20 protein-coding genes are annotated in these 17,321 nt (G+C 64.2%); 12 read left to right on the top strand and 8 right to left on the bottom strand.

Annotated elements, in window-relative coordinates; translation table 11 throughout:
- Positions 1 to 2 precede the first annotated feature (2 nt).
- The 7 genes from SPH52_RS01985 to SPH52_RS01955 all read left to right on the top strand — a co-directional run bounded on the left by SPH52_RS01985 (position 3) and on the right by SPH52_RS01955 (position 6,321).
- On the top strand, positions 3 to 533 hold the full coding sequence (locus tag SPH52_RS01985; RefSeq protein ID WP_411793324.1) for an N-acetyltransferase family protein: 531 nt from the start codon (positions 3 to 5) through the stop codon (positions 531 to 533).
- Between the two features lie 87 nt (positions 534 to 620).
- The gene (locus SPH52_RS01980; protein ID WP_411793323.1) at positions 621 to 962 is read left to right on the top strand and encodes a zinc ribbon domain-containing protein YjdM; all 342 of its coding nucleotides are present in this window, start codon (positions 621 to 623) and stop codon (positions 960 to 962) included.
- 81 nt (positions 963 to 1,043) lie between these two features.
- Positions 1,044 to 2,027 carry an ABC transporter substrate-binding protein gene (locus SPH52_RS01975; RefSeq protein WP_411793322.1) on the top strand — a complete coding sequence of 328 codons (984 nt, stop codon included), beginning with the start codon at positions 1,044 to 1,046 and terminating at the stop codon, positions 2,025 to 2,027.
- Positions 2,028 to 2,029: 2 nt separating this feature from the next.
- Positions 2,030 to 3,730, top strand: a complete 1,701-nt coding sequence (locus tag SPH52_RS01970; RefSeq protein ID WP_411793321.1) for an ABC transporter permease — start codon at positions 2,030 to 2,032, stop codon at positions 3,728 to 3,730.
- Positions 3,718 to 4,764, top strand: coding sequence for an ABC transporter ATP-binding protein (locus SPH52_RS01965; protein WP_411793320.1), 1,047 nt, complete (start codon positions 3,718 to 3,720; stop codon positions 4,762 to 4,764). The genes SPH52_RS01970 and SPH52_RS01965 overlap by 13 nt, the downstream gene beginning before the upstream one ends.
- Entirely contained in the window at positions 4,761 to 5,801 is a 1,041-nt protein-coding gene (locus SPH52_RS01960) for an MBL fold metallo-hydrolase (RefSeq protein WP_411793319.1), read from the top strand. The genes SPH52_RS01965 and SPH52_RS01960 overlap by 4 nt, the downstream gene beginning before the upstream one ends.
- Complete coding sequence (locus SPH52_RS01955; RefSeq protein ID WP_411793318.1) at positions 5,788 to 6,321, top strand: histidine phosphatase family protein; 534 nt, start codon at positions 5,788 to 5,790, stop codon at positions 6,319 to 6,321. The genes SPH52_RS01960 and SPH52_RS01955 overlap by 14 nt, the downstream gene beginning before the upstream one ends.
- A gap of 60 nt (positions 6,322 to 6,381) precedes the next feature.
- Here the strand turns inward: SPH52_RS01955 and SPH52_RS01950 are convergent, their stop codons facing one another.
- The gene (locus SPH52_RS01950) at positions 6,382 to 7,719 is read right to left on the bottom strand and encodes a tetratricopeptide repeat protein (RefSeq protein ID WP_411793317.1); all 1,338 of its coding nucleotides are present in this window, start codon (positions 7,717 to 7,719) and stop codon (positions 6,382 to 6,384) included.
- A 158-nt stretch (positions 7,720 to 7,877) separates the two neighbouring features.
- Between SPH52_RS01950 and SPH52_RS01945 the strand changes: the two genes are divergently transcribed.
- The 3 genes from SPH52_RS01945 to SPH52_RS01935 are packed head-to-tail and all read left to right on the top strand — an operon-like array spanning position 7,878 to position 10,144.
- Complete coding sequence (locus SPH52_RS01945) at positions 7,878 to 8,882, top strand: AraC family transcriptional regulator (RefSeq protein ID WP_411793316.1); 1,005 nt, start codon at positions 7,878 to 7,880, stop codon at positions 8,880 to 8,882.
- Entirely contained in the window at positions 8,876 to 9,361 is a 486-nt protein-coding gene (locus tag SPH52_RS01940; protein WP_411793315.1) for a nucleoside deaminase, read from the top strand. Before SPH52_RS01945 ends, SPH52_RS01940 begins: the two co-directional genes overlap by 7 nt.
- Before the next feature lie 33 nt (positions 9,362 to 9,394).
- Positions 9,395 to 10,144, top strand: a complete 750-nt coding sequence (locus tag SPH52_RS01935) for a DUF72 domain-containing protein (RefSeq protein WP_411793314.1) — start codon at positions 9,395 to 9,397, stop codon at positions 10,142 to 10,144.
- 223 nt (positions 10,145 to 10,367) lie between these two features.
- Here the strand turns inward: SPH52_RS01935 and SPH52_RS01930 are convergent, their stop codons facing one another.
- From SPH52_RS01930 to SPH52_RS01920, 3 genes are all read right to left on the bottom strand, one after another.
- Positions 10,368 to 10,610, bottom strand: coding sequence for a hypothetical protein (locus tag SPH52_RS01930; protein WP_411793313.1), 243 nt, complete (start codon positions 10,608 to 10,610; stop codon positions 10,368 to 10,370).
- A 168-nt stretch (positions 10,611 to 10,778) separates the two neighbouring features.
- A complete protein-coding gene (locus tag SPH52_RS01925; protein ID WP_411793312.1) occupies positions 10,779 to 11,156 on the bottom strand; it encodes a septal ring lytic transglycosylase RlpA family protein in 378 nt (125 codons plus the stop codon).
- Positions 11,157 to 11,454: 298 nt separating this feature from the next.
- Positions 11,455 to 12,351 (bottom strand): diguanylate cyclase, encoded by an 897-nt coding sequence (locus SPH52_RS01920; RefSeq protein WP_411793311.1) that lies wholly within the window; start codon positions 12,349 to 12,351, stop codon positions 11,455 to 11,457.
- 663 nt (positions 12,352 to 13,014) lie between these two features.
- Here SPH52_RS01920 and SPH52_RS01915 point away from each other — a divergent pair.
- Together SPH52_RS01915 and SPH52_RS01910 are read left to right on the top strand one after the other, a co-directional pair.
- On the top strand, positions 13,015 to 13,413 hold the full coding sequence (locus SPH52_RS01915) for an HIT family protein (protein ID WP_411793310.1): 399 nt from the start codon (positions 13,015 to 13,017) through the stop codon (positions 13,411 to 13,413).
- Positions 13,414 to 13,572: 159 nt separating this feature from the next.
- On the top strand, positions 13,573 to 13,965 hold the full coding sequence (locus tag SPH52_RS01910) for a nuclear transport factor 2 family protein (protein WP_411793309.1): 393 nt from the start codon (positions 13,573 to 13,575) through the stop codon (positions 13,963 to 13,965).
- Between the two features lie 25 nt (positions 13,966 to 13,990).
- On the opposite strand, the gene SPH52_RS01905 is transcribed toward SPH52_RS01910, so the two are convergent.
- The 4 genes from SPH52_RS01905 to SPH52_RS01890 all read right to left on the bottom strand — a co-directional run bounded on the left by SPH52_RS01905 (position 13,991) and on the right by SPH52_RS01890 (position 17,190).
- Positions 13,991 to 15,307, bottom strand: coding sequence for a glycerophosphodiester phosphodiesterase family protein (locus SPH52_RS01905; RefSeq protein WP_411793308.1), 1,317 nt, complete (start codon positions 15,305 to 15,307; stop codon positions 13,991 to 13,993).
- 85 nt (positions 15,308 to 15,392) lie between these two features.
- Positions 15,393 to 16,001, bottom strand: a complete 609-nt coding sequence (locus SPH52_RS01900; protein WP_411793307.1) for a LysE family translocator — start codon at positions 15,999 to 16,001, stop codon at positions 15,393 to 15,395.
- A 71-nt stretch (positions 16,002 to 16,072) separates the two neighbouring features.
- Positions 16,073 to 16,885 carry a helix-turn-helix domain-containing protein gene (locus SPH52_RS01895; RefSeq protein WP_411793306.1) on the bottom strand — a complete coding sequence of 271 codons (813 nt, stop codon included), beginning with the start codon at positions 16,883 to 16,885 and terminating at the stop codon, positions 16,073 to 16,075.
- A gap of 155 nt (positions 16,886 to 17,040) precedes the next feature.
- Positions 17,041 to 17,190, bottom strand: a complete 150-nt coding sequence (locus SPH52_RS01890) for a hypothetical protein (RefSeq protein ID WP_411793305.1) — start codon at positions 17,188 to 17,190, stop codon at positions 17,041 to 17,043.
- Positions 17,191 to 17,321: the final 131 nt, after the last annotated feature.

The following is a 17,321-nucleotide window of genomic DNA, read 5'->3' as shown; positions in this document are numbered from 1 at the left end:
ATATGGATCGGGACGAGGCGCCGGGCCTTGAACTCGTGCCGGCGGATCTCGCGGCATGCCGAGGCATTGCCGAAGTGCATGTCCAAGCTTGGCGGCATGCTTATGCCGGTATTATTCCGGCAGCGTATCTGGACGGTCTCTCGGTCGATGAGCACGAAGAAAGATGGCGGCACGCCGTGGCAAGGGGGAGCCCACGCCTGCTGGTAGCTCGATTGGGTGAGAAGATCCAAGGTTTCATTGGCTTCGATGCTTCACGAGATGATGGTGCCGAGCCGCAGCAAGGAGAGATCTGGGTACTCTACGTCAGGCCTGAGGCCCAACGCCTTGGCGTGGGCCGCAGGTTGTGTCGGGAGGCGCTGGAGGCACTTTTCGAAGAAGGCTTCACCAGCGCCACGCTGTGGGTAATCGTGGGGAATGAAGGTGCCACGAACTTTTACCGGGAGATGGGTTTTCAGGTCGAGCCCGGATCACGCCAATCGTTCATGGTAGGGGCGGCCCAGTTAGGGGAGGAACGTCTCCACATACCACTTTAAGAGTCGGCGCCGCGTGAGGAGGCCATTGGACACCCTTTGGGCGCTCTGGCATGCTTCGCGCCTTCGAAATCTGCCCAAGAGAAGCCCATGAGCGCCTTGCCGAACTGCCCCGCCTGTCAATCCGAGTACACCTACGCAGTGGCCGATATGTACGCCTGCCCCGAGTGCGGCCACGAGTGGTCGGGTCTGGCGGAAGCCGGCGAGGCTGGCGACGGGAAGGAGGTGCGTGATGCCAACGGCAACGTGCTGCAGGACGGTGACAGCGTTACCGTGATCAAGGACCTCAAGGTCAAGGGCACCTCTTCAGTGGTCAAGGTGGGCACCAAGGTGAAGAGCATTCGCCTGGTGGAGGGCGACCATGACATCGACTGCAAGATCGATGGCTTCGGGCCGATGAAGCTGAAGTCGGAATTCGTCAAGAAGGCATAAGCGTCGGGGAAAACCTACTGTCACGGAGCTGTAAGCCAATGGCAGTAATGTCGATGGGGCTCACTCATCGGAGGTTTCCCTATGTCGAAGCGCCCCCTGTCAGCGGCCCTTGCCGCCGTGGTTCTTGCCGGCCTGGCCCTTCCGGCTCTCGGCAACGAGAAGCTGGTGCTCTACACCAGCCAGCCCAACAGTGATGCCCAGCAGACCGTCGATGCCTTCCAGGCGGCCTACCCCGAGATCGAGGTGGAGTGGGTGCGGGATGGCACCACGCAGCTGATGACCCGGCTGCGCTCCGAACTCTCCGCCGGCGTCAGCAACCCCGATGTACTGCTGATCGCGGACAGCATGACCCTGGAGTCGCTCAAGCAGGAAGGGCATCTGCTGCCCTACCTGAGCCCGGAACGCGCGGCCTACTCCGCCGAACTCTACGATCCGGAAGGCTACTACTACGGCACCAAGCTGATCACCACCGGCATCGTCTACAACACTGGGGCTGAACGCCAGCCGCAGAGTTGGCAGGAGCTCACCCAGCCCGAGTACGAAGGGCAGGTGACCATGCCGAGCCCGCTCTATTCCGGCGCCGCGCTGATTCACATGGCGGCGGTCGAGGCGAACCCCGAGCTGGGCGAGGGCTATTACGAGGCACTCCATGCCAACCGCGTCGAGGCCCAGGGTGGCAACGGCGGCGTGTTCAACGCCGTGGCGTCGGGCACCAAGCCCTACGGCATCGTGGTCGACTTCCTGCCGATCCGCGAGGCGGCCAAGGGCTCGCCGGTGGCGTTCGTGTTCCCCGAGGAGGGCGTGAGCGCCGTGACCGAGCCGGTGGCCATCATGCAGGGCGCCAGGAACCTCGATGCAGCGCAGAAGTTCGTCGACTTCGTCCTCTCGCGTGAGGGCCAGGAACTGGTCAGCGAGCAGGGCTATCTTCCGGCGCATCCCGAGGTCGCCCCACCGGCAGGCTTCCCCGCCCGTGACGGTATCGCGCTGATGCCGCTCGACATCGAAGGCGCCCTGGCCAGGGAAGCCGATCTCAAGCAGCGCTTCGGCGACCTGTTCGGAAGCTGACCATGGCACCGGGGCTCACCGACAGCAGCCAGCATCGCTGGCTGCTCACCCTGCTCATGCTCGTCATCGTGGCGCTCAGCCTCGTACCCAGCCTGCGCTTGATGATGGAGGCGCTGGGCGACCTGGCCCAAGGCAGCGAGTCGCCGTTGTGGCGGGTGCTGCAGGCCGAGAGCACCTGGCGGGCGCTGTGGCGCAGCCTCTATACCTCGGGGCTGGGCATGCTGATTGCGCTGGTGCTGGGCAGCCTGTTCGCCTTCGTGATCACCCTCACCGACATTCGCGGCAAGGCCTGGCTGGTGTTCTGCTTCATGCTGCCGATGATGATCCCGCCCCAGGTCACCGCGCTGAGCTGGCTTCAGCTGTTCGGCCCCGCCAGCCCGCTGCTGAAAAGCATCGGCATGGCGCCGCCGCTGGGCAGCCCCCAGCCGCTCTACTCGGCCGAGGGCATCGCCCTGCTGCTGGGCATCCAGAGCGCACCGCTGGTGTTCCTGGCACTGCGTACCTCGCTGCTTTCTCTCCCCCGCGAACTGGTCGAGGCGGCACGGATCAGCGGCGCCCGCCAGGCCCAGGTGTGGGGGCAGATCATCCTGCCGGTGACCCGCAGTGGCCTGATTGCGGGAGGCGCCATGGCGTTTATCTCGAGCCTGGGCAACTTCGGTATTCCCGCCATGCTGGGTATTCCTGCCGGCTACTACGTGCTGCCGACCCTGATCTACCGGCGCATGGCCAGCTTCGGCACCGGCGTGCTGGCGGAGATGGCCTCCCTCTCGCTGCTGATCGGCGTATTGGCGCTGGCCGGGGTGGCGCTGCAGCAGGCATGGATGAAGCGCAGCCGCTTTGGCCTGGTGGGGCATGGCGGCCGCGCCCACGACTTTTCGCTGGGGCGCTGGCGTGGCGGCGTGACCGCACTGCTGGTGGCGGTATTGCTGACGATTCTGGTCGCACCTTTGGCGGCGCTGGTGGTGAGTTCGCTGGTACCCGCCATGGGCGTGCCGCTGACCTGGGAGACCGTCACCTTGAACGCCTATCACGAAGTAATTGGCCGCCAGGGGGCGACCTGGCGCGCGGTGAGCAACAGCCTGTGGCTGGCGGGTTGCGCCGCCATTGTACTGATGCTGTGCAGCCTGCCGCTGGCCTACCGCCTGCAGCGCCTGCCCCAGCGCTGGCAGAACCTGGCGCTGAGCGCCATCGAGCTGCCCTATGCGCTACCCGGCGTGGTGCTGGCGGTAGCCTGCATCCTGCTCTTCGTGCGCCCTATACCCGTAGTGAACGTGGCGCTCTATGGCACCTTGGGGCTGATCTTCGTCGCCTACCTGGCGCGCTTCCTGGTGGTGTGCCTCAAGCCGGTGGCCGCCGGCCTCGCCCAGCTCGACCCCTCGCTGGAGGAGGCGGCCCAGCTCGCAGGCGCCGGCCCCTGGCGGCGCCTGGGTGGCATCGTGCTGCCGCTGGTGGCCCCGGCGCTGTTCGCCGGTGGTCTGCTGGTATTCCTGCTGGCGGTGAACGAGCTGACCGTCTCGGCGCTGCTGTGGAGCGCGGGGAACGAGACCCTGGGCGTGCTGATCTTCAATCTCGACGAAGGCGGCGAGAGCGTACTGGCCTCAGCGGTTGCCGTACTGGTGGTGCTGATGGTCGCCGCGTTGATGCTCTGCCTGAGCATGCTGGCACCGCGTCTGCCCAAGGGGGTCGTGCCATGGCAGGGTTGACGATCGAGCGCGTGACCAAGCGCTTCGGCGAGCAGAGTGCCGTCGAGGCGCTCTCCCTCGACATCGCCCCGGGAGAGTTCGTCGCGCTGCTCGGCCCCAGTGGCTGCGGCAAGACCACCATGCTGCGCATGCTTGCCGGCTTCGAGTCGCTCAGCGAGGGGGAGATTCGCCTCGGCGGACGCACCCTTGCCAGCCGCGAGCACCACGTGCCGCCGGAGCAGCGCAACATGGCGATGGTGTTCCAATCCTACGCCCTGTGGCCGCACATGAGCGTGGCCGACAACATCGGCTATCCGCTCAAGCTGCGCCGCCTGGATGGCGAGACGTACCGGCACCGGGTGGCCCAGGCGCTGGCGCTGGTGGGTCTCGCGCCTTACGCCGAGCGCTCACCGCAGGAGCTCAGCGGCGGCCAGCGTCAGCGCGTGGCGCTGGCGCGCTGCCTGGTCACCGATCCCGACGTCGTGCTGCTCGACGAGCCGTTGGCCAACCTCGACCGCCACCTGCGCGCGGCCATGGAGCATAGCTTTCGCGACTTCCACCGCCGCACCCAGGCCACCCTGGTCTACGTTACCCACGACCAGAGCGAGGCCATGGCGCTGGCGGACCGCATCGCGGTCATGCGCGAGGGCAGGCTGGCGCAGTGGGCCACGCCGGAAACCCTCTATCGGCAGCCGCGAACCGCCTGGGTGGCGAGCTTCATCGGCCAGGGCAGCCTTTTGAACGTGGCGGCCGGGTGGCCGGGCCAGCGATTGGAGGAGGTCGCGCTGATGCGTGGGCTTGCCGCCGCCCCTGCCGAGCGCACCCAGCCGGTGCTGGTGCGCCCAGAGCACGTGACGGTGCTGTCCGGTGCCCCTTCTCCGCAGGATCTGCGTGGACGAGTGGAGAGCGTGACCTTCCGTGGCGAGCGCTACGAGCTGCACCTGCGCCTCGAAAGCGGTGAGGCACTGCTGGCCTACCACCATACGCCGCTTGGAGAAGGGCAGCAGGTGGCCGTGACCCTGCGCGAGGGCTGGTGCCTGGAGCCCGAGACATGAGCCTGCACATCGAGGTGCTCAGCGGGCTGGGGGAGAAGGCACCCGCCGCCATCCTGGTCGAGGCCGAGGGCAGGCGCCTGCTGCTCGACGCCGGGGGCGCCCTGCACCCGGGCCAGTCGATGGCATGGGCCGAAGGGCTGGATGTCGACGCCGTGCTGATCAGCCACGACCATTTCGATCACATCGGCGGTGTATCGGCGTTGCCCGCCGAACTGCCGCTCTACTGCACTCCCTCGGTGGCGACGGCGCTGCCCGGCGGCCGCGAATGGCGAGCACTGCCCGAGCGTGGCCAGTGTCGAATCGCGGGTATTCCGGTGACCACCGGCCAGGCGGGGCATTCGCTTGGTGGCGTATGGCTGCATCTCGGCGTCGATGGTGGCGTATTCTACAGCGGCGACGCCTGCCGCGAGTCGCTGCTCTTCCCCTTCGACGAGCCGCCGCCGGCGCGCATCGCGCTGCTGGATGCCTCTTATGGCCGCTACGACACGCCCCAGGGGCAGTGTCGCGAGGCCATTACGCAGCGGCTGAGCGAGCCTCGTGTACTGCCGGTGCCCGTATCGGGCCGCGCCCTGGAAATGGCGCTGTGGCTCGACGTCGAGGCCGGGCGACGGGGTGTGAGCTGGAACCTGGATCACGCTTGCCGCGCTGGGCTCGAGGCCTTGCTGCGGCTGCCCCGTGCGCTGCGCCGGGAAGGGCACGACGCTGCCATTCGTCGGCTGCTCGACGCTTCCCGTACGGATTCGCCCATGCTATGGCTGGTCGAGGATCGCGACGACGACCCGCAGGACTGGCCGGAACATCGGCTGCTGCACACGGGCTATCTCACGCCTCGGCGGCAACGCCAGCGAGCGGCAGGCGAGGTCGACTGGCAGCGCTGGAACGTCCACCTGCGGCTTTCGCATATGGGAGGGCTGGTACGGCAACTGGGAGCCGGGCAGGTGATCCCCCTCTTTACCACCGAGGTAGGCGAAGTGAACGAGTCATTGACGGCGGACGAGTCAGCCCTGGTGAAGGAGGGCTGCGATGCTGCTGGCTAGGCCCTTCGTCTTCATTCGCCACGGCGAGACGCAGCTCAACCGCGAGCATCGTATCTGTGGGCGCAGTGACGTGCCGCTGACGGCACTGGGAGAGGCCCAGGCGCGACAGGCGGCTGCGTGGCTCGACCGGCCATGGAGCCGGGTCGTGACCAGCACGCTGCAGCGGGCATGGCGCACCGCGGAGCTGGCGGTTCCCGGCCAGGGGGCGATGCGCCTGACTGGGCTCGACGAGCGCGACTGGGGGCGGTTGGACCAGTTGCCGCTGGTGCAGCAGCCACCCTACGAGGCCACCCCACCCGGCGGCGAGAGCTGGGCAGACTTCCAGATCCGCGTGCTGGCGGCGCTGAACGGCGCATTGGCGAGCGTAGAAATGCCGCTGGTGGTGGCTCACTCCGGCGTCTTTCGCGTCATTCGTGCCCAGTTGATCGGCACCCCCCACGGCCCCCGGCTGGCCAATGCCACGCCATACCTGGTTCGTCCCGGCCTGCTGGGCTGGCAGGTATTACGCTACGCGGGCTGAATTTCCGAAGAGCGGGATCAGGCCGGGTGCCCTGCGGTCAGCGGAGCACCCGGTCTGCGGTCAGGCAACCTGTCGCGGTCTGTCGCCAAGGGCAGTCGCCCGGTTCAGGAAGGCGCGATTCAAGGGGCTGAACGGCTTGGTGGCCAGGCGCTCATGCGCCAACCCCTCGGCCACGTCGCGATATCCTCCACGCAGGGCGGCTTCGGTCAGCGTCCAGTCGATGATATCGCGCTGGGCGTGGCTGCCGCCGAAGCCGTTGGCGATGAAGCGTGCCGGATGCAGACGCTCGACGGCAGTGCCATAGTCGCCCCGCCAGAACGCGATGAATCCTTCCACCAATGGCAGGCCCGTCTGCCTGGCCCAGACGCTCGCTTCCCTGCTTGCGTCGTTGTCTCGAAGCGCCGACAGCAGCCGGTCGATCCGGTCGCCACGGCCGGCGCCCAGATAGGCCATGACGGCATGCCAGTCGTTGAACGGGTAGAGCTTGCCATCGGCATGGCTGTCCCAGGCTTCCGCCAGTTCCTGCCAGCGGTTGCCGACATCCTGGCCGGTGAGGTGCAGCCGCCAGAGCAGGGCGGAGGCATCGACCATGTCGAGTACCACGGGGCTGCGCTCCTGGCGGATCGGGCCGTCATACAGCGCCAGTGCCCGCTCGGTCTGGCCCAGGTCGAGGTGGCACAGGGCCAGGTGCCACCAGTTGTGCACCTTGAACAGGTTGTCCTCGCCCGCCCAGTGCGGTTCGCGCACCGTCATCCAGCCGATGCCATCCTCGGCGCGGCCCTGCATCTCCATCACGTGGGCCACGGCATGGTGCGCCCAGCAGTCGAGCGGTTGCCTGTCCAGGGCGTCTCGGCCGGTTGCCTCGGCCCGGGCGTAGGCGCCGGTCTCCTCCAGCCCGAAGGCGTAAAGGCCAAGGACGATCGAGTAGCCTGGGATATCGGGTGTCCACTTGGGTAGCACCCGGGCGATGCGATCTCGCAAGTCGCGGGCATTGGCACGGTAGAAGTCGGTCAGGTGCCCGGCCTGCAGGGCCAGCAGATCGTGCGGATAGCGCATGTTGTGTCGGTCCAGCGCGCAGGCACCCGCGCTCCACTCCCCGGACAGCAGGTGATCGAGGGCGGCGACGTGGGAGGCTTCGCGATCATTCAGGCGATACGATTTCACGGCCGCGACATCGGCCCTGGCCGCTTCGGCGGCGTCGGGCTCGGTGGCCAGCGCAAACAGGTAGGCCCGGAGGATTCGCGCCATGGCGAAGTCGGGAGCCACCTCGATGGCCTGGTCCAGCGGTGTCACGGGGTCGCCGCGATAGAGGTTGAAGGCCTCGGCAGAGCGGGAATAGAGGTCCAGGGATTCTGCGGTGGCTCCAGAGAGGATATTTCCTTGCAGGTCGGTCAGCATTGTCGTTGTCGCTCCACATTTTCCGTCGTTTCGTCGGGGAATGGCGCCGGTCTTCGCCGAACGCCATGCTGCTAAACTACTGGCAGGCGCGGCGGACGATAATGGGCGAGACGCCGGACTTCTTGTCCGAGCCGCCGCCATCACGGGAGCGTTGCTCGATGGAGGCTTCTCTCGATGTGCTGCGCACGATCCGCCTGACCGGGGGTATCTTCCTCGATGCGGAGTTCACTGCACCCTGGTGCGTGGCCGCCCAAGTCGCTCCTGAGGACTGTCACCCGTTCACGCCCCTGCCCAAGGGCATCATTGCCTACCATTACGTCAGCGCTGGCCGGCTACTGTTGCGCGTGGGCGAAGGGGCTCCGCTGGAAGTCCCGGCCGGGCACTTGGTGGTGCTGCCGCGCAACGATCCGCACGTACTCGGTAGCCATCTGGATTGCCCGCCCGTGAGTGCCGAAGGGCTCATGCAGGCCACCGTCGAGAGCGGCATTGCGCGGATCGTTCACGGCGGTAGTGGGGAGGCGACACGGATCTGGTGTGGCTTTCTGCTCAGCGATACGACGACCGATCCTCTCGTTGCCATGCTACCGAGCGTGATGACGCTGGACGTGGCGCAGGGTGTCGCGGGGCCATGGATCGAGAGTTCCTTCCGCCTGGCAGCCAGCGAGTTCGCGACGGGCGAGGTGCGTTCGCCGGTGCTGCTTTCGCGGTTGGCGGAGCTGCTATTCATCGAAGCCGTGCAGTGTTACTTCGCCGGCCTGCCGCCGGAGCAGCTCGGTTGGTTGGGCGGGCTGCGCAACCCCTTCGTCAGCCGCGGCCTGGCGCTGATGCATGACCTGCCGTCCCGCCACTGGACGACCGAAGCATTGGCGCGGGAAGTGGGGCTCTCGCGCTCCGCTTTCGCCGAACGCTTCACCGAACTGGTGGGTGCACCGCCGATGCGTTATCTCAGCGGGCTGCGCATGCAACTGGCGGCACGCCGTCTGCGGGAGTCGCGGGACCCCATTGCGCTGATTGCCGAGGAGGTCGGATACGAATCGGAGGTCTCCTTCACCAAGGCGTTCAAGCGCACCTTCGGGGCGCCGCCGGCAGCATGGCGACGGGGGCAGGAGGGAGGGCTGGCCGCCCCAAGTGATAGGCATGATGAGGAGAGCGAGGAATGCTGAGTCCTGATGATTTTCGTCATCTCCGCCGCTGCGTGGAGCTGGCCACTGAAGCGCTCGAGAAAGGCGATGAGCCATTCGGCTCCGTCCTTGTCGATGGTGGCGGCCGCGTGCTGGGCGAGGATCACAATCGTGTGGCCTCCGGTGACAGAACCCGCCATCCCGAATTTGCCTTGGCACGCTGGGCGGCTGCTCACATGAGCCCGGAGGCGCGTCGTGAGGCCACCGTCTACACCTCGGGCGAACACTGTCCCATGTGTGCCGCTGCGCATGCCTGGGTTGGGCTTGGGCGTATCGTCTATGCCAGCTCCTCGGAGCAGCTGTCCGCTTGGCTTGGCGAGCTGGGGGTTCCGCCGGCTCCTGTACACCCTTTGCCGATCCCGCAAGTTGCTCCAGGCATTATCGTGGAGGGGCCGGTACCCGAGCTTGCGGAGCAGGTGCGCGAGCTGCACTGTCGCTTTTATGGGGTTGGGCCACACTGAAGGAACATCCATCCGCGCCGCATGGAGGGACCCATGAGCGAGGCGACACGGCAAAAGCGCCAGGGACGGCTGCGCATCGGTACGTCCGGCTATCAGTATCGTCACTGGAAGGGACGCTTCTATCCAAGCGAGCTGGCCCAGGACGAGTGGTTCGGCCACTACGCCGGACAGTTCGACACGGTGGAGATCAACAACACCTTCTATAACCTGCCCCAGGCCGGCACCCTCGACAAGTGGAAGAAGATAGCGCCTGCCGGCTTCGAGTACGCGTTGAAATTCAGCCGCTACGGCAGCCACATGAAGCGTCTCAAGGATCCCGAGCAGAGCCTGGGTGCCTTCCTCGAGATGGCACAGCGGCTCGGCAAGCACCTGGGCCCGATCCTGGTGCAACTACCGCCCAACTGGAAGGCGCGGCCGGAGCGGTTGGATGCCTTTCTCGCCGAGGCGCCGAAGCAGTATCGCTGGACCGTCGAGCTGCGCGACCCGGACTGGCTGAACGACGAGGTGTACGACGTGCTGCGCCGGCACGACGCGGCGCTGTGCCTGCATGACATGCTGGAGCGTCATCCCCGGATGTTTACCTCCGACTGGACCTACCTGCGCTTTCACGGCAAGCGGTATGCCGGCAGCTACTCGCGTCAGTACCTCGTGGCCGAGGCAAAGCGTATCGCCGAACTGCTCCACGAGGGCCGTGACGTCTATGCCTATTTCAACAACGACCAGAAGGCTCATGCACCGCGCAATGCACTCGATCTGAGACGCTTCGTCAATGACCGGCTATGAGCGAGAGTTCACCGAATTGTCGAAAGCAAACTCGGCCATTCGATGACACTACGCCATTCCGGCAGACGTCATCATAAGGAGACCGAGCATGCCCAGCACCCGGCTCGGCAGCAGATTCCAACGTGCGTCGGCACGCTATTGTAACCTTGCCAAGGAGAGGCGGGCCGAGGCAGAGCAAGGCCGAGAGCGACTGCCGCCCGGCCTGCGCTTCCCCCTGGTGGAATCAATAAAGGAGGCTATGCTCTTCCGCGACTTCCTGAGTGATCAAGGCGTCGGCCAATGCCCGTGAGGCTAGGGCGAACTCAATGCGTGCTGCGCTGAGGGCACTCAAGTCCTTGCAGGAACCGTCACGCTCCAGTCGGTCGAGCTGTATCTTGGCCATGACCAGACGCTTGCACAGCGCCTCGTTGGCGCGTGGTTCCGCTACCTCGTCGGGAGAAGCTCCCGGCATACTCAGCATGTTCATCATAATGCCCCCCTGCGTCGTTCGAGCCGAAAAAGCGCTGCGATGTCCCTCGCTGAACGCTTAAAGTCATTATCGGTCAAGAAGGGGGAAACTGTAGTCCCTGATGAAAGCGAAACGCATGCGTCTTGCAGCGCCTCACGGCAAGGCGCTGCAAGACGCATGGCTTACTTACAGCACAGTGACCATGACCGGTACCGTGCCGCGACGCAGCATACCGAGCTCGCGAGCTGCACGTTTGGAGAGGTCGATGATGCGTCCCTCGACGAAGGGGCCACGGTCATTGATCAGCACTTCCACTTCCTGCCCAGTGTCCGCCCGTTTGACGAGCACCTTGGTGCCGAGAGGGAGGCTGGGGTGGGCGGCAGTCAGTGCTTGCTGATCGAAGGAGTCGCCGCTGGCGGTGGTGGCGCCCTGGAAGCGGTCGCTGTAGAAGGAGGCAATGCCTTCTTCCTGGACTTCGGCCTCGTGGGCCAGGGCATTGGCGGCGGATACCGCGAACAATCCTGCCAGGCAACAAGCGAGCAATTTTCTGGGTAGAGCTCCCATGGTATTACCTCAGGTTATCGTTTGGCGGTTATCGCTTTCATCGATGAGGTGCCGGTGAGCGTTATGGATAGTACCCGGCATGATCGCATTGGGCAACCTAAAGCCGCACGCTTCATTTCGTGTTCGCAGAAGAAGCCGTCGCGTTGGGCGGCGTTGGGCGCTGATCGTTCAAGGAGTTTTCGCTGCCGCCGGTCCTGTGGCCGAGCGAAAGCTCTGCTCGACGAATACGTGTCGCGCAAGGCGGTATAATCGAGTTTCTTATATGAGTCTTGGCTGATGTACCTGCATTCGGCAGGTGCTAGGCGCCTTGAGCGCGGCTTGGGTTCGGCCGCAACTCCTCTTCCTGGCCGATGAGCCGCAGCTTCGGTACGGTTGCCGTGCGGTTGCGTCCACCTTCCTTCGCCATATAGAGGCCTTCATCGGCCTGCTGAACCAGCACGGAGCGGTTGGCATTGCGTACCGGCAACATCGAGGAGACACCAATGCTTACGGTGACATGCTCTGCCACGGGCGAGGCGGAAAACGGGAGGGCGCGTTCCACGAGCATGGCATGGATGCGCTCGGCCATGCGAACGGCACCTTCCATGCCGGTGTGTGGCATCAGCAGCGCCATTTCCTCACCACCATAGCGGGCCACCATATCCCCCGGGCGGGTGGCGGCAGTGCGAAGCACGTCGGCCACTCCACACAAGCAGGTGTCGCCAGCCTGATGGCCGTAGGTATCGTTGAAAAGCTTGAAGCAGTCGATATCGATCATCAGCAAGCTGAGTGGCTGGCGCTCGCGTGCCGCCCGGCGCCACTCGAGTTTCAGCACGCGTTCGAATTCGCGGCGGTTGGCGATACCCAATAGACCGTCGTTGGCGGCCTGGTGAACGAGTTCCTGATTGCGGGCGGCCAGGCGCTCGTGCTCCTGTAGAAGCCGGGCTTCGCGGGAGCGATAGACATGGTGCATCGGCAACATGATCAGGGTCAGGGCGAGGGCAAGACCGCTGGCAAAGCCGGCAAGCGCGGTACCGGGGGGAAATACGTCTGACGCCAGCATTTCCAGAGCAGCGGCAGCATTGGGAAAGAGAGCTGTCTGCTCCGGCACCAGGCCGTTCAGGGAGAGCGCGGCATCGAGGAGCAGGGCAACGGCCAGCACGCAGCCGGCAAGGCAGATGCTATTGCTCAGCGGAGACTTCGGCTTCGTACGCATGGCGTTCGTCTCTTTCCTGGGCCGTTCGGGCTGTTCGTCCGTGACAGGGTAGCGACTCTGGCCAGCTTTACTCTTGCGGTGTCCTTGGCGCCTCGCTGCGTTTTCCGGAGCTAAAAAAAGGGCCGCAGAGCGGCCCAAGTACGCAGGGAACTAAAGGATAGTGCTAACTCATCGCAAGAGCGTGCCTTTGGCCTGCCGGGTTCCATCCCGGATCGCGTCGTTCCGTGACGCTGCAAGAGCCTCTGGTGCGAGCAGTGGCCATTTCGTATGCCGGGCTCGCCAATACTTGCCATTGCAATAATGTAAGCGAAATTGGTGCCATGTTCTAGTGTTTTTGTTTTAAAACAATGCATTATTATTGTTTCGTAAGGAAGTGACATGCTTGGGTGAGGTTGGCGACACAGAAAAACGCCACAAAGTGTCAGTAAATGGAGACGTAAATTTGCCGTTTTAAGAATGTCAAATTAAAACAATAACTTAAATGTCGGTATTTGGAGACAGTCTGCTGGGATAATGATCGGCCACAAGTCCGGCGCCAGCGAGCCGACAGGGAAGTGCATAATTTTCCAACGAAGCCCGAGTGAACAGATGGAGGTGGACCGTAGGCTTCGCTCAGGCGAGACTGCCTCCACCCCATGACCTTTCCTCACAGGGAGAACCGAAATGGCGAGTATCTTCAGCCGTATCATCCACGGCGAGTTGCCCGGCGAGTTCGTCTGGTCCGACGAGCAGTGCGTGGCCATCATGACCCTCAATCCCATGAAACCCGGACACCTGCTGGTGATCCCGCGGCAGGAAATCGACCACTGGGATGACATGCCGGCAGCGCTGAGCGCTCACCTAATGGCGGTGTCGCAGAAGCTGGCCAAGGCACTCAAGCAGGCTTTTCCCTGCGAGCGCGTGGGGATGATGATCGTCGGCCTCGAAGTGCCCCATGTACACCTGCACCTGGTGCCGATCGATGCGATGCAGGACATCCGCCTCGAAGGACTGTCCCAGGCTCGGCCGGAGGAGCTGGCGGAGAACGCCGATCGTATTCGTGGGGCGCTTCCAGCAGGTTAGCCTTAGCCCAGGTATGGCGGCAGTCTGCCTCACGTACGCCATGGCTTACACACTTTGGCGCCGATGTCTGATGGTACTTCCCTGGCTCTTGGCTAGTATGGATAACTGCCTGAGCCCGCTGTGGTCACGGTGGGCAGTACCCGTCCAAGAGCTGGGCTTATGGAGGACACGGTGCACGAAAAACTGTTGGAGACTCGGCGGCAATGGTACGCCGCCTATCTGGATGGAAACGTCGGTCAACTGGATCATATCGAGCTCGACGACTTCGTCCTGATCGATGAAACGGGCTTGCAGGGCAAGCTGGATCAACTTGGCGGAATTGCCGAAGCCGTGGCGACGGACCAATGGTTTGCCCGCGGCAGCCACGCCGAGGACATCATCCTGAAGCTGGTGCCGTTTGGCGATGCCGTGTCGATCCATGGGCAAGGGCGGATCGTCGATGACGCCAGGTTGCGGCCCGGCCTTTATTTCAGCGAGCTGTGGCAGAAGGAAGACGGGGAGTGGCGGGTGATGTCCTTGCACCTCACGCATGCCACCACTCCCTCGGATTGAACCGCAGGGGTTCCTCGCCTGGCCCTTAGCCGCGCTGCTGCACACAATTGGCGTAGAAGCTCACGGTCGCCGGCCAGTCGGTGAAGATGCCGATGACGCCCACGTCCTGCACCAGCGCATCGAGCGTGATCAGCTTGTCGCCTTCGCGGCGAATCACCTCTTCCGTGGTCTGATGGTACCACTGGCCGCCCTTGGCCAGTGGGCCGGAGCGCTCCAGGGTCCAGGTGATCAGTTCAAGCCCCGCTTCCTTGGCACGCTCGGCATATTCCGAGGGTACGATGCGGCTGTCGCCTTCGCCGAACTCGGGATTGGCAGCCAGCAGCATCCAGGTCGGTGGCGCCAGGATTTGCACGCCCCGTTCGGCCAGCTCCTCCATGCTCGGTGACCAGGTGTCCGGGTCGGTATGGTCGAAGCCCTCGTCATCATAGCGGCCGTCCAGATAGACCGCCTGCTCACCGAACTCGGGCTCGTTTTCGATCCAGAAGAGCACGTCGTCGAGGTTGAACGACTGGGCATAGACGTCACCGGGCGCCACGTCCGCCGCCTTGTACTCGTCGATCAGCTTCTGCGCGTAGTCCTCCTGGCTCATGCCGTTGAAGGGCATCTCCACGTCGGGCGCCTTGAGCTCGGGCGTCATCTTCACCCCCAATTCCTTGAACAAGGCGATGGTGTCGGCGTGGCTCATCAAGGTGCCACGCGTGGCATAGAGATCGGTGCGCCAGCCGGGCGTTCCGGCCAGGTACTCCTCGAGGCTGCGCGCTTCGCGGTTGGCGCCTTCCATGGTGCCACGCAGGGTGCGGAACTCGGCCAGCGTGATATCGCTGGTACAGCAACGGATCTCGGCCGCGTTGGTCAGCTCGCCGCTCTCGGCGTCGATTTCAGGCGGTACGCTGCACTTCTGAGCGAGCTCGGTTTCCACGATGTTGGTGGTGTAGTGGAGGTCGCACTGGGAATGACGACACACCAGCTCATTGTCGCTGGTGAAGGTCACATCGCATTCCACGATGCCCGCGCCGCCTTGGGCCCCGGCGAGGTAGGACTCCAGGGTGTGCTCGGGAAATTGCAGAGGGGCGCCGCGATGGGCAATGACGAGATCCAAAGGTTGCCAGTCGGTGTGCTGGGCGGCGCATTCGAGCAGCTCGGCCTTGAGTTCTCGCTCGCGCTCGGTTTCTTCGCTCATGTCGTTGACCAGAAACAGCGGGCGCGGCCCGAGCGTTACCTGCTTGGCGGCTTCCACCAGGGCATCGTTCCACTCGGGTGCGTTCTCTGCGGTTTCCTGAGCCATCGTCGAGCCGGCGGCCAGTATGCCCAGGCAAGCTAGTGTGAGAAGTGTCTTGTTCATGGCGTTTCTCGCTTCTTCCTTGTTGGCGTGGGCCTCAGGCCGTACCTGGGCCAGACTTGAGCGTAGCCATGCGTGGCGCTGCGGGCTAGCGCTCCGTTATCGCCAGGCGCACTGCCAGAGCGAGGAAACCCGCCGCGAAGGCGCGTCGCAGCCAGGCGAGAACCTGCGGGCGTGTCAGGATTCGCTGGCGTGCGGCGGCCGCGCTGACGCCATAGACGATAAACACCGCAAATGTCATTAGCATGAAGACGAGGCTCAGCTCGATCATGTGTAGGAGAGGGGCCTCGCCGGCATCGACGAACTGCGGCAGGAAGGCCAGGAAGAACAGGGTGAGCTTGGGGTTGAGCAAATTGAGCAGCACACCGCTGCCGATCAGGCGCCTGGCCGGCAGGGTTACCTGGCTGGCGGTGGGGCAAATGGCTTCTTGCGACCTCAGCACGCTCCAGGCGATGTAGAGCAGGTAGGCGACGCCCAACAGCTTGAGTAACTGAAAGGCCAGGGCGCTGGTATGTAGCAGGGAAGCCAGTCCGGTAATGGCGGCCAGCATATGCGGCACGATGCCGAGGGTGCAGCCAAGTGCCGCCAGCATGCTGGCACGTATCCCTCGTGCCAGGCCTGTGGAAAGCGTATAGAGGACCCCGGTGCCAGGTGAGGCAACGACGACCAGTGAGGTCAGCAGATATTCGAGGGTCATGGGAGGCTCCGATAGCGAGACCACGCCAGCGTGGCGCTATCGGCTTGCCGGGTCTTGAACGAAATTGCAGCTCAGCAAGGGTAAAACGCGCGGCGATAGCGTCCCGGGGAGAGCCCGAACTGACGGCTGAAGGCCCGACTCATGTGGCTCTGGTCGGAGAACCCCGCGTCCAGGGCCGTCTGGCTCAGTGGCTGGCCGCTTGCGATCAGGCGCCTGGCCAGCAGCACTCGTCGCTGCAGCAGGTAGGCATGTGGCGTGATACCCAGCGCTCTGGTGAAGCTGCGCAGCAGTTGGTATCGGCTCAGCCCTGCCATGTCGGCAAGTTCGCGCAGGGTGATGGCCAGTTGTGGGGCGTCATCGAGGCGCTGGCGCACCTTGGCAATGTTGCCCATGGAATCTTCCGCAGTGTCGAGGCGCCGTGAGCCGTGGCGGGAAAAAGCCGTCCCAAGCAGTTGGCAGTAGCGTTCTTCCAGGTCGAGGGTGTCGCCAGGCGCTCCGGCGAGTCGTTGGAACAACTGCCGCATCAGCCCATGCAGCAAGGGATCGTGAAGGGCGGGGCGGGTCAGCTCGGTTGAGGCATGGTGATCGCCGATACTCTGTTGCACCAGATCGGGATCGAAGTAGAACATGTGCCAGGCGCGCCGGGTGCCAGCAAGAGGTGCGCCGTCGTGAACCTCGCCAGGATTCACCGTGATGATGTCACCGGCCACGGCGTCCACCCGGCCGACGCCGCTCCAGGAGCGCTGCCCGCCGGCGGTAATGAGGCCGAGACCGTACTGATCGTGGGTGTGACGTGGAAAAGCCCGGCCCGAAACCAGGCTCATCGCCATCAGCCCGTCGATTCCCGTGGCGTGGGCGGCTACGTGATGATGCTCTGTTGGCATGATGTCTTCCCGAACTTGGCACTGCGCACCGGGCAGCCGAGGCCTAATCAGGAATGACAGCACCTTGGCAGGCCTCATCTCCAGTAACAATATACTTGTCACTCAAAAGATAAATTCAATATTTATTCGGAGAAGACAAACTTGGTCAGCCTGAGCTATTGCTCTTTGAATGACGGGCTGGATGCCGGGCTATCGAGATAACGCTGCAGGGCCTCGGAAGCGGCCAGCAGCTGGTTGGCCTGGAGAGTCCAGAAGCGAAGTACTTCATCATCGTGGGTCGAGTCAGATAAGGGTATCTGTGTCATGAAGGGGTCCTCCTGTAGGACGACACCTCCAGCGTAGACGCTTGCTTGCTGCATTGCAGCATGAAATTTGTAACTGCCCATCCCTAACCGGCCCCCAAAAATGCAAGACACCCCATCCGGCGGTGGCCGAA

Source organism: Halomonas sp. A29 (genome assembly GCF_046723295.1).
Classification (GTDB): Bacteria; Pseudomonadota; Gammaproteobacteria; order Pseudomonadales; family Halomonadaceae; genus Halomonas.
Note: the sequence above shows the minus strand (reverse complement) of the source record. Positions and strands in the feature narration are given on the sequence as shown.

What these genes read in the sequence shown, in the direction of transcription:
- SPH52_RS01985 (WP_411793324.1), top strand. Translation starts at nt 3, where the DNA reads ATGGATCGGGACGAGGCGCCGGGCCTTGAACTCGTGCCGGCGGATCTC.
- SPH52_RS01980 (WP_411793323.1), top strand. Translation starts at nt 621, where the DNA reads ATGAGCGCCTTGCCGAACTGCCCCGCCTGTCAATCCGAGTACACCTAC.
- SPH52_RS01975 (WP_411793322.1), top strand. Translation starts at nt 1,044, where the DNA reads ATGTCGAAGCGCCCCCTGTCAGCGGCCCTTGCCGCCGTGGTTCTTGCC.
- SPH52_RS01970 (WP_411793321.1), top strand. Translation starts at nt 2,030, where the DNA reads ATGGCACCGGGGCTCACCGACAGCAGCCAGCATCGCTGGCTGCTCACC.
- SPH52_RS01965 (WP_411793320.1), top strand. Translation starts at nt 3,718, where the DNA reads ATGGCAGGGTTGACGATCGAGCGCGTGACCAAGCGCTTCGGCGAGCAG.
- SPH52_RS01960 (WP_411793319.1), top strand. Translation starts at nt 4,761, where the DNA reads ATGAGCCTGCACATCGAGGTGCTCAGCGGGCTGGGGGAGAAGGCACCC.
- SPH52_RS01955 (WP_411793318.1), top strand. Translation starts at nt 5,788, where the DNA reads ATGCTGCTGGCTAGGCCCTTCGTCTTCATTCGCCACGGCGAGACGCAG.
- SPH52_RS01950 (WP_411793317.1), bottom strand. Translation starts at nt 7,719, where the DNA reads ATGCTGACCGACCTGCAAGGAAATATCCTCTCTGGAGCCACCGCAGAA.
- SPH52_RS01945 (WP_411793316.1), top strand. Translation starts at nt 7,878, where the DNA reads ATGGAGGCTTCTCTCGATGTGCTGCGCACGATCCGCCTGACCGGGGGT.
- SPH52_RS01940 (WP_411793315.1), top strand. Translation starts at nt 8,876, where the DNA reads ATGCTGAGTCCTGATGATTTTCGTCATCTCCGCCGCTGCGTGGAGCTG.
- SPH52_RS01935 (WP_411793314.1), top strand. Translation starts at nt 9,395, where the DNA reads ATGAGCGAGGCGACACGGCAAAAGCGCCAGGGACGGCTGCGCATCGGT.
- SPH52_RS01930 (WP_411793313.1), bottom strand. Translation starts at nt 10,610, where the DNA reads ATGAACATGCTGAGTATGCCGGGAGCTTCTCCCGACGAGGTAGCGGAA.
- SPH52_RS01925 (WP_411793312.1), bottom strand. Translation starts at nt 11,156, where the DNA reads ATGGGAGCTCTACCCAGAAAATTGCTCGCTTGTTGCCTGGCAGGATTG.
- SPH52_RS01920 (WP_411793311.1), bottom strand. Translation starts at nt 12,351, where the DNA reads ATGCGTACGAAGCCGAAGTCTCCGCTGAGCAATAGCATCTGCCTTGCC.
- SPH52_RS01915 (WP_411793310.1), top strand. Translation starts at nt 13,015, where the DNA reads ATGGCGAGTATCTTCAGCCGTATCATCCACGGCGAGTTGCCCGGCGAG.
- SPH52_RS01910 (WP_411793309.1), top strand. Translation starts at nt 13,573, where the DNA reads ATGGAGGACACGGTGCACGAAAAACTGTTGGAGACTCGGCGGCAATGG.
- SPH52_RS01905 (WP_411793308.1), bottom strand. Translation starts at nt 15,307, where the DNA reads ATGAACAAGACACTTCTCACACTAGCTTGCCTGGGCATACTGGCCGCC.
- SPH52_RS01900 (WP_411793307.1), bottom strand. Translation starts at nt 16,001, where the DNA reads ATGACCCTCGAATATCTGCTGACCTCACTGGTCGTCGTTGCCTCACCT.
- SPH52_RS01895 (WP_411793306.1), bottom strand. Translation starts at nt 16,885, where the DNA reads ATGCCAACAGAGCATCATCACGTAGCCGCCCACGCCACGGGAATCGAC.
- SPH52_RS01890 (WP_411793305.1), bottom strand. Translation starts at nt 17,190, where the DNA reads ATGACACAGATACCCTTATCTGACTCGACCCACGATGATGAAGTACTT.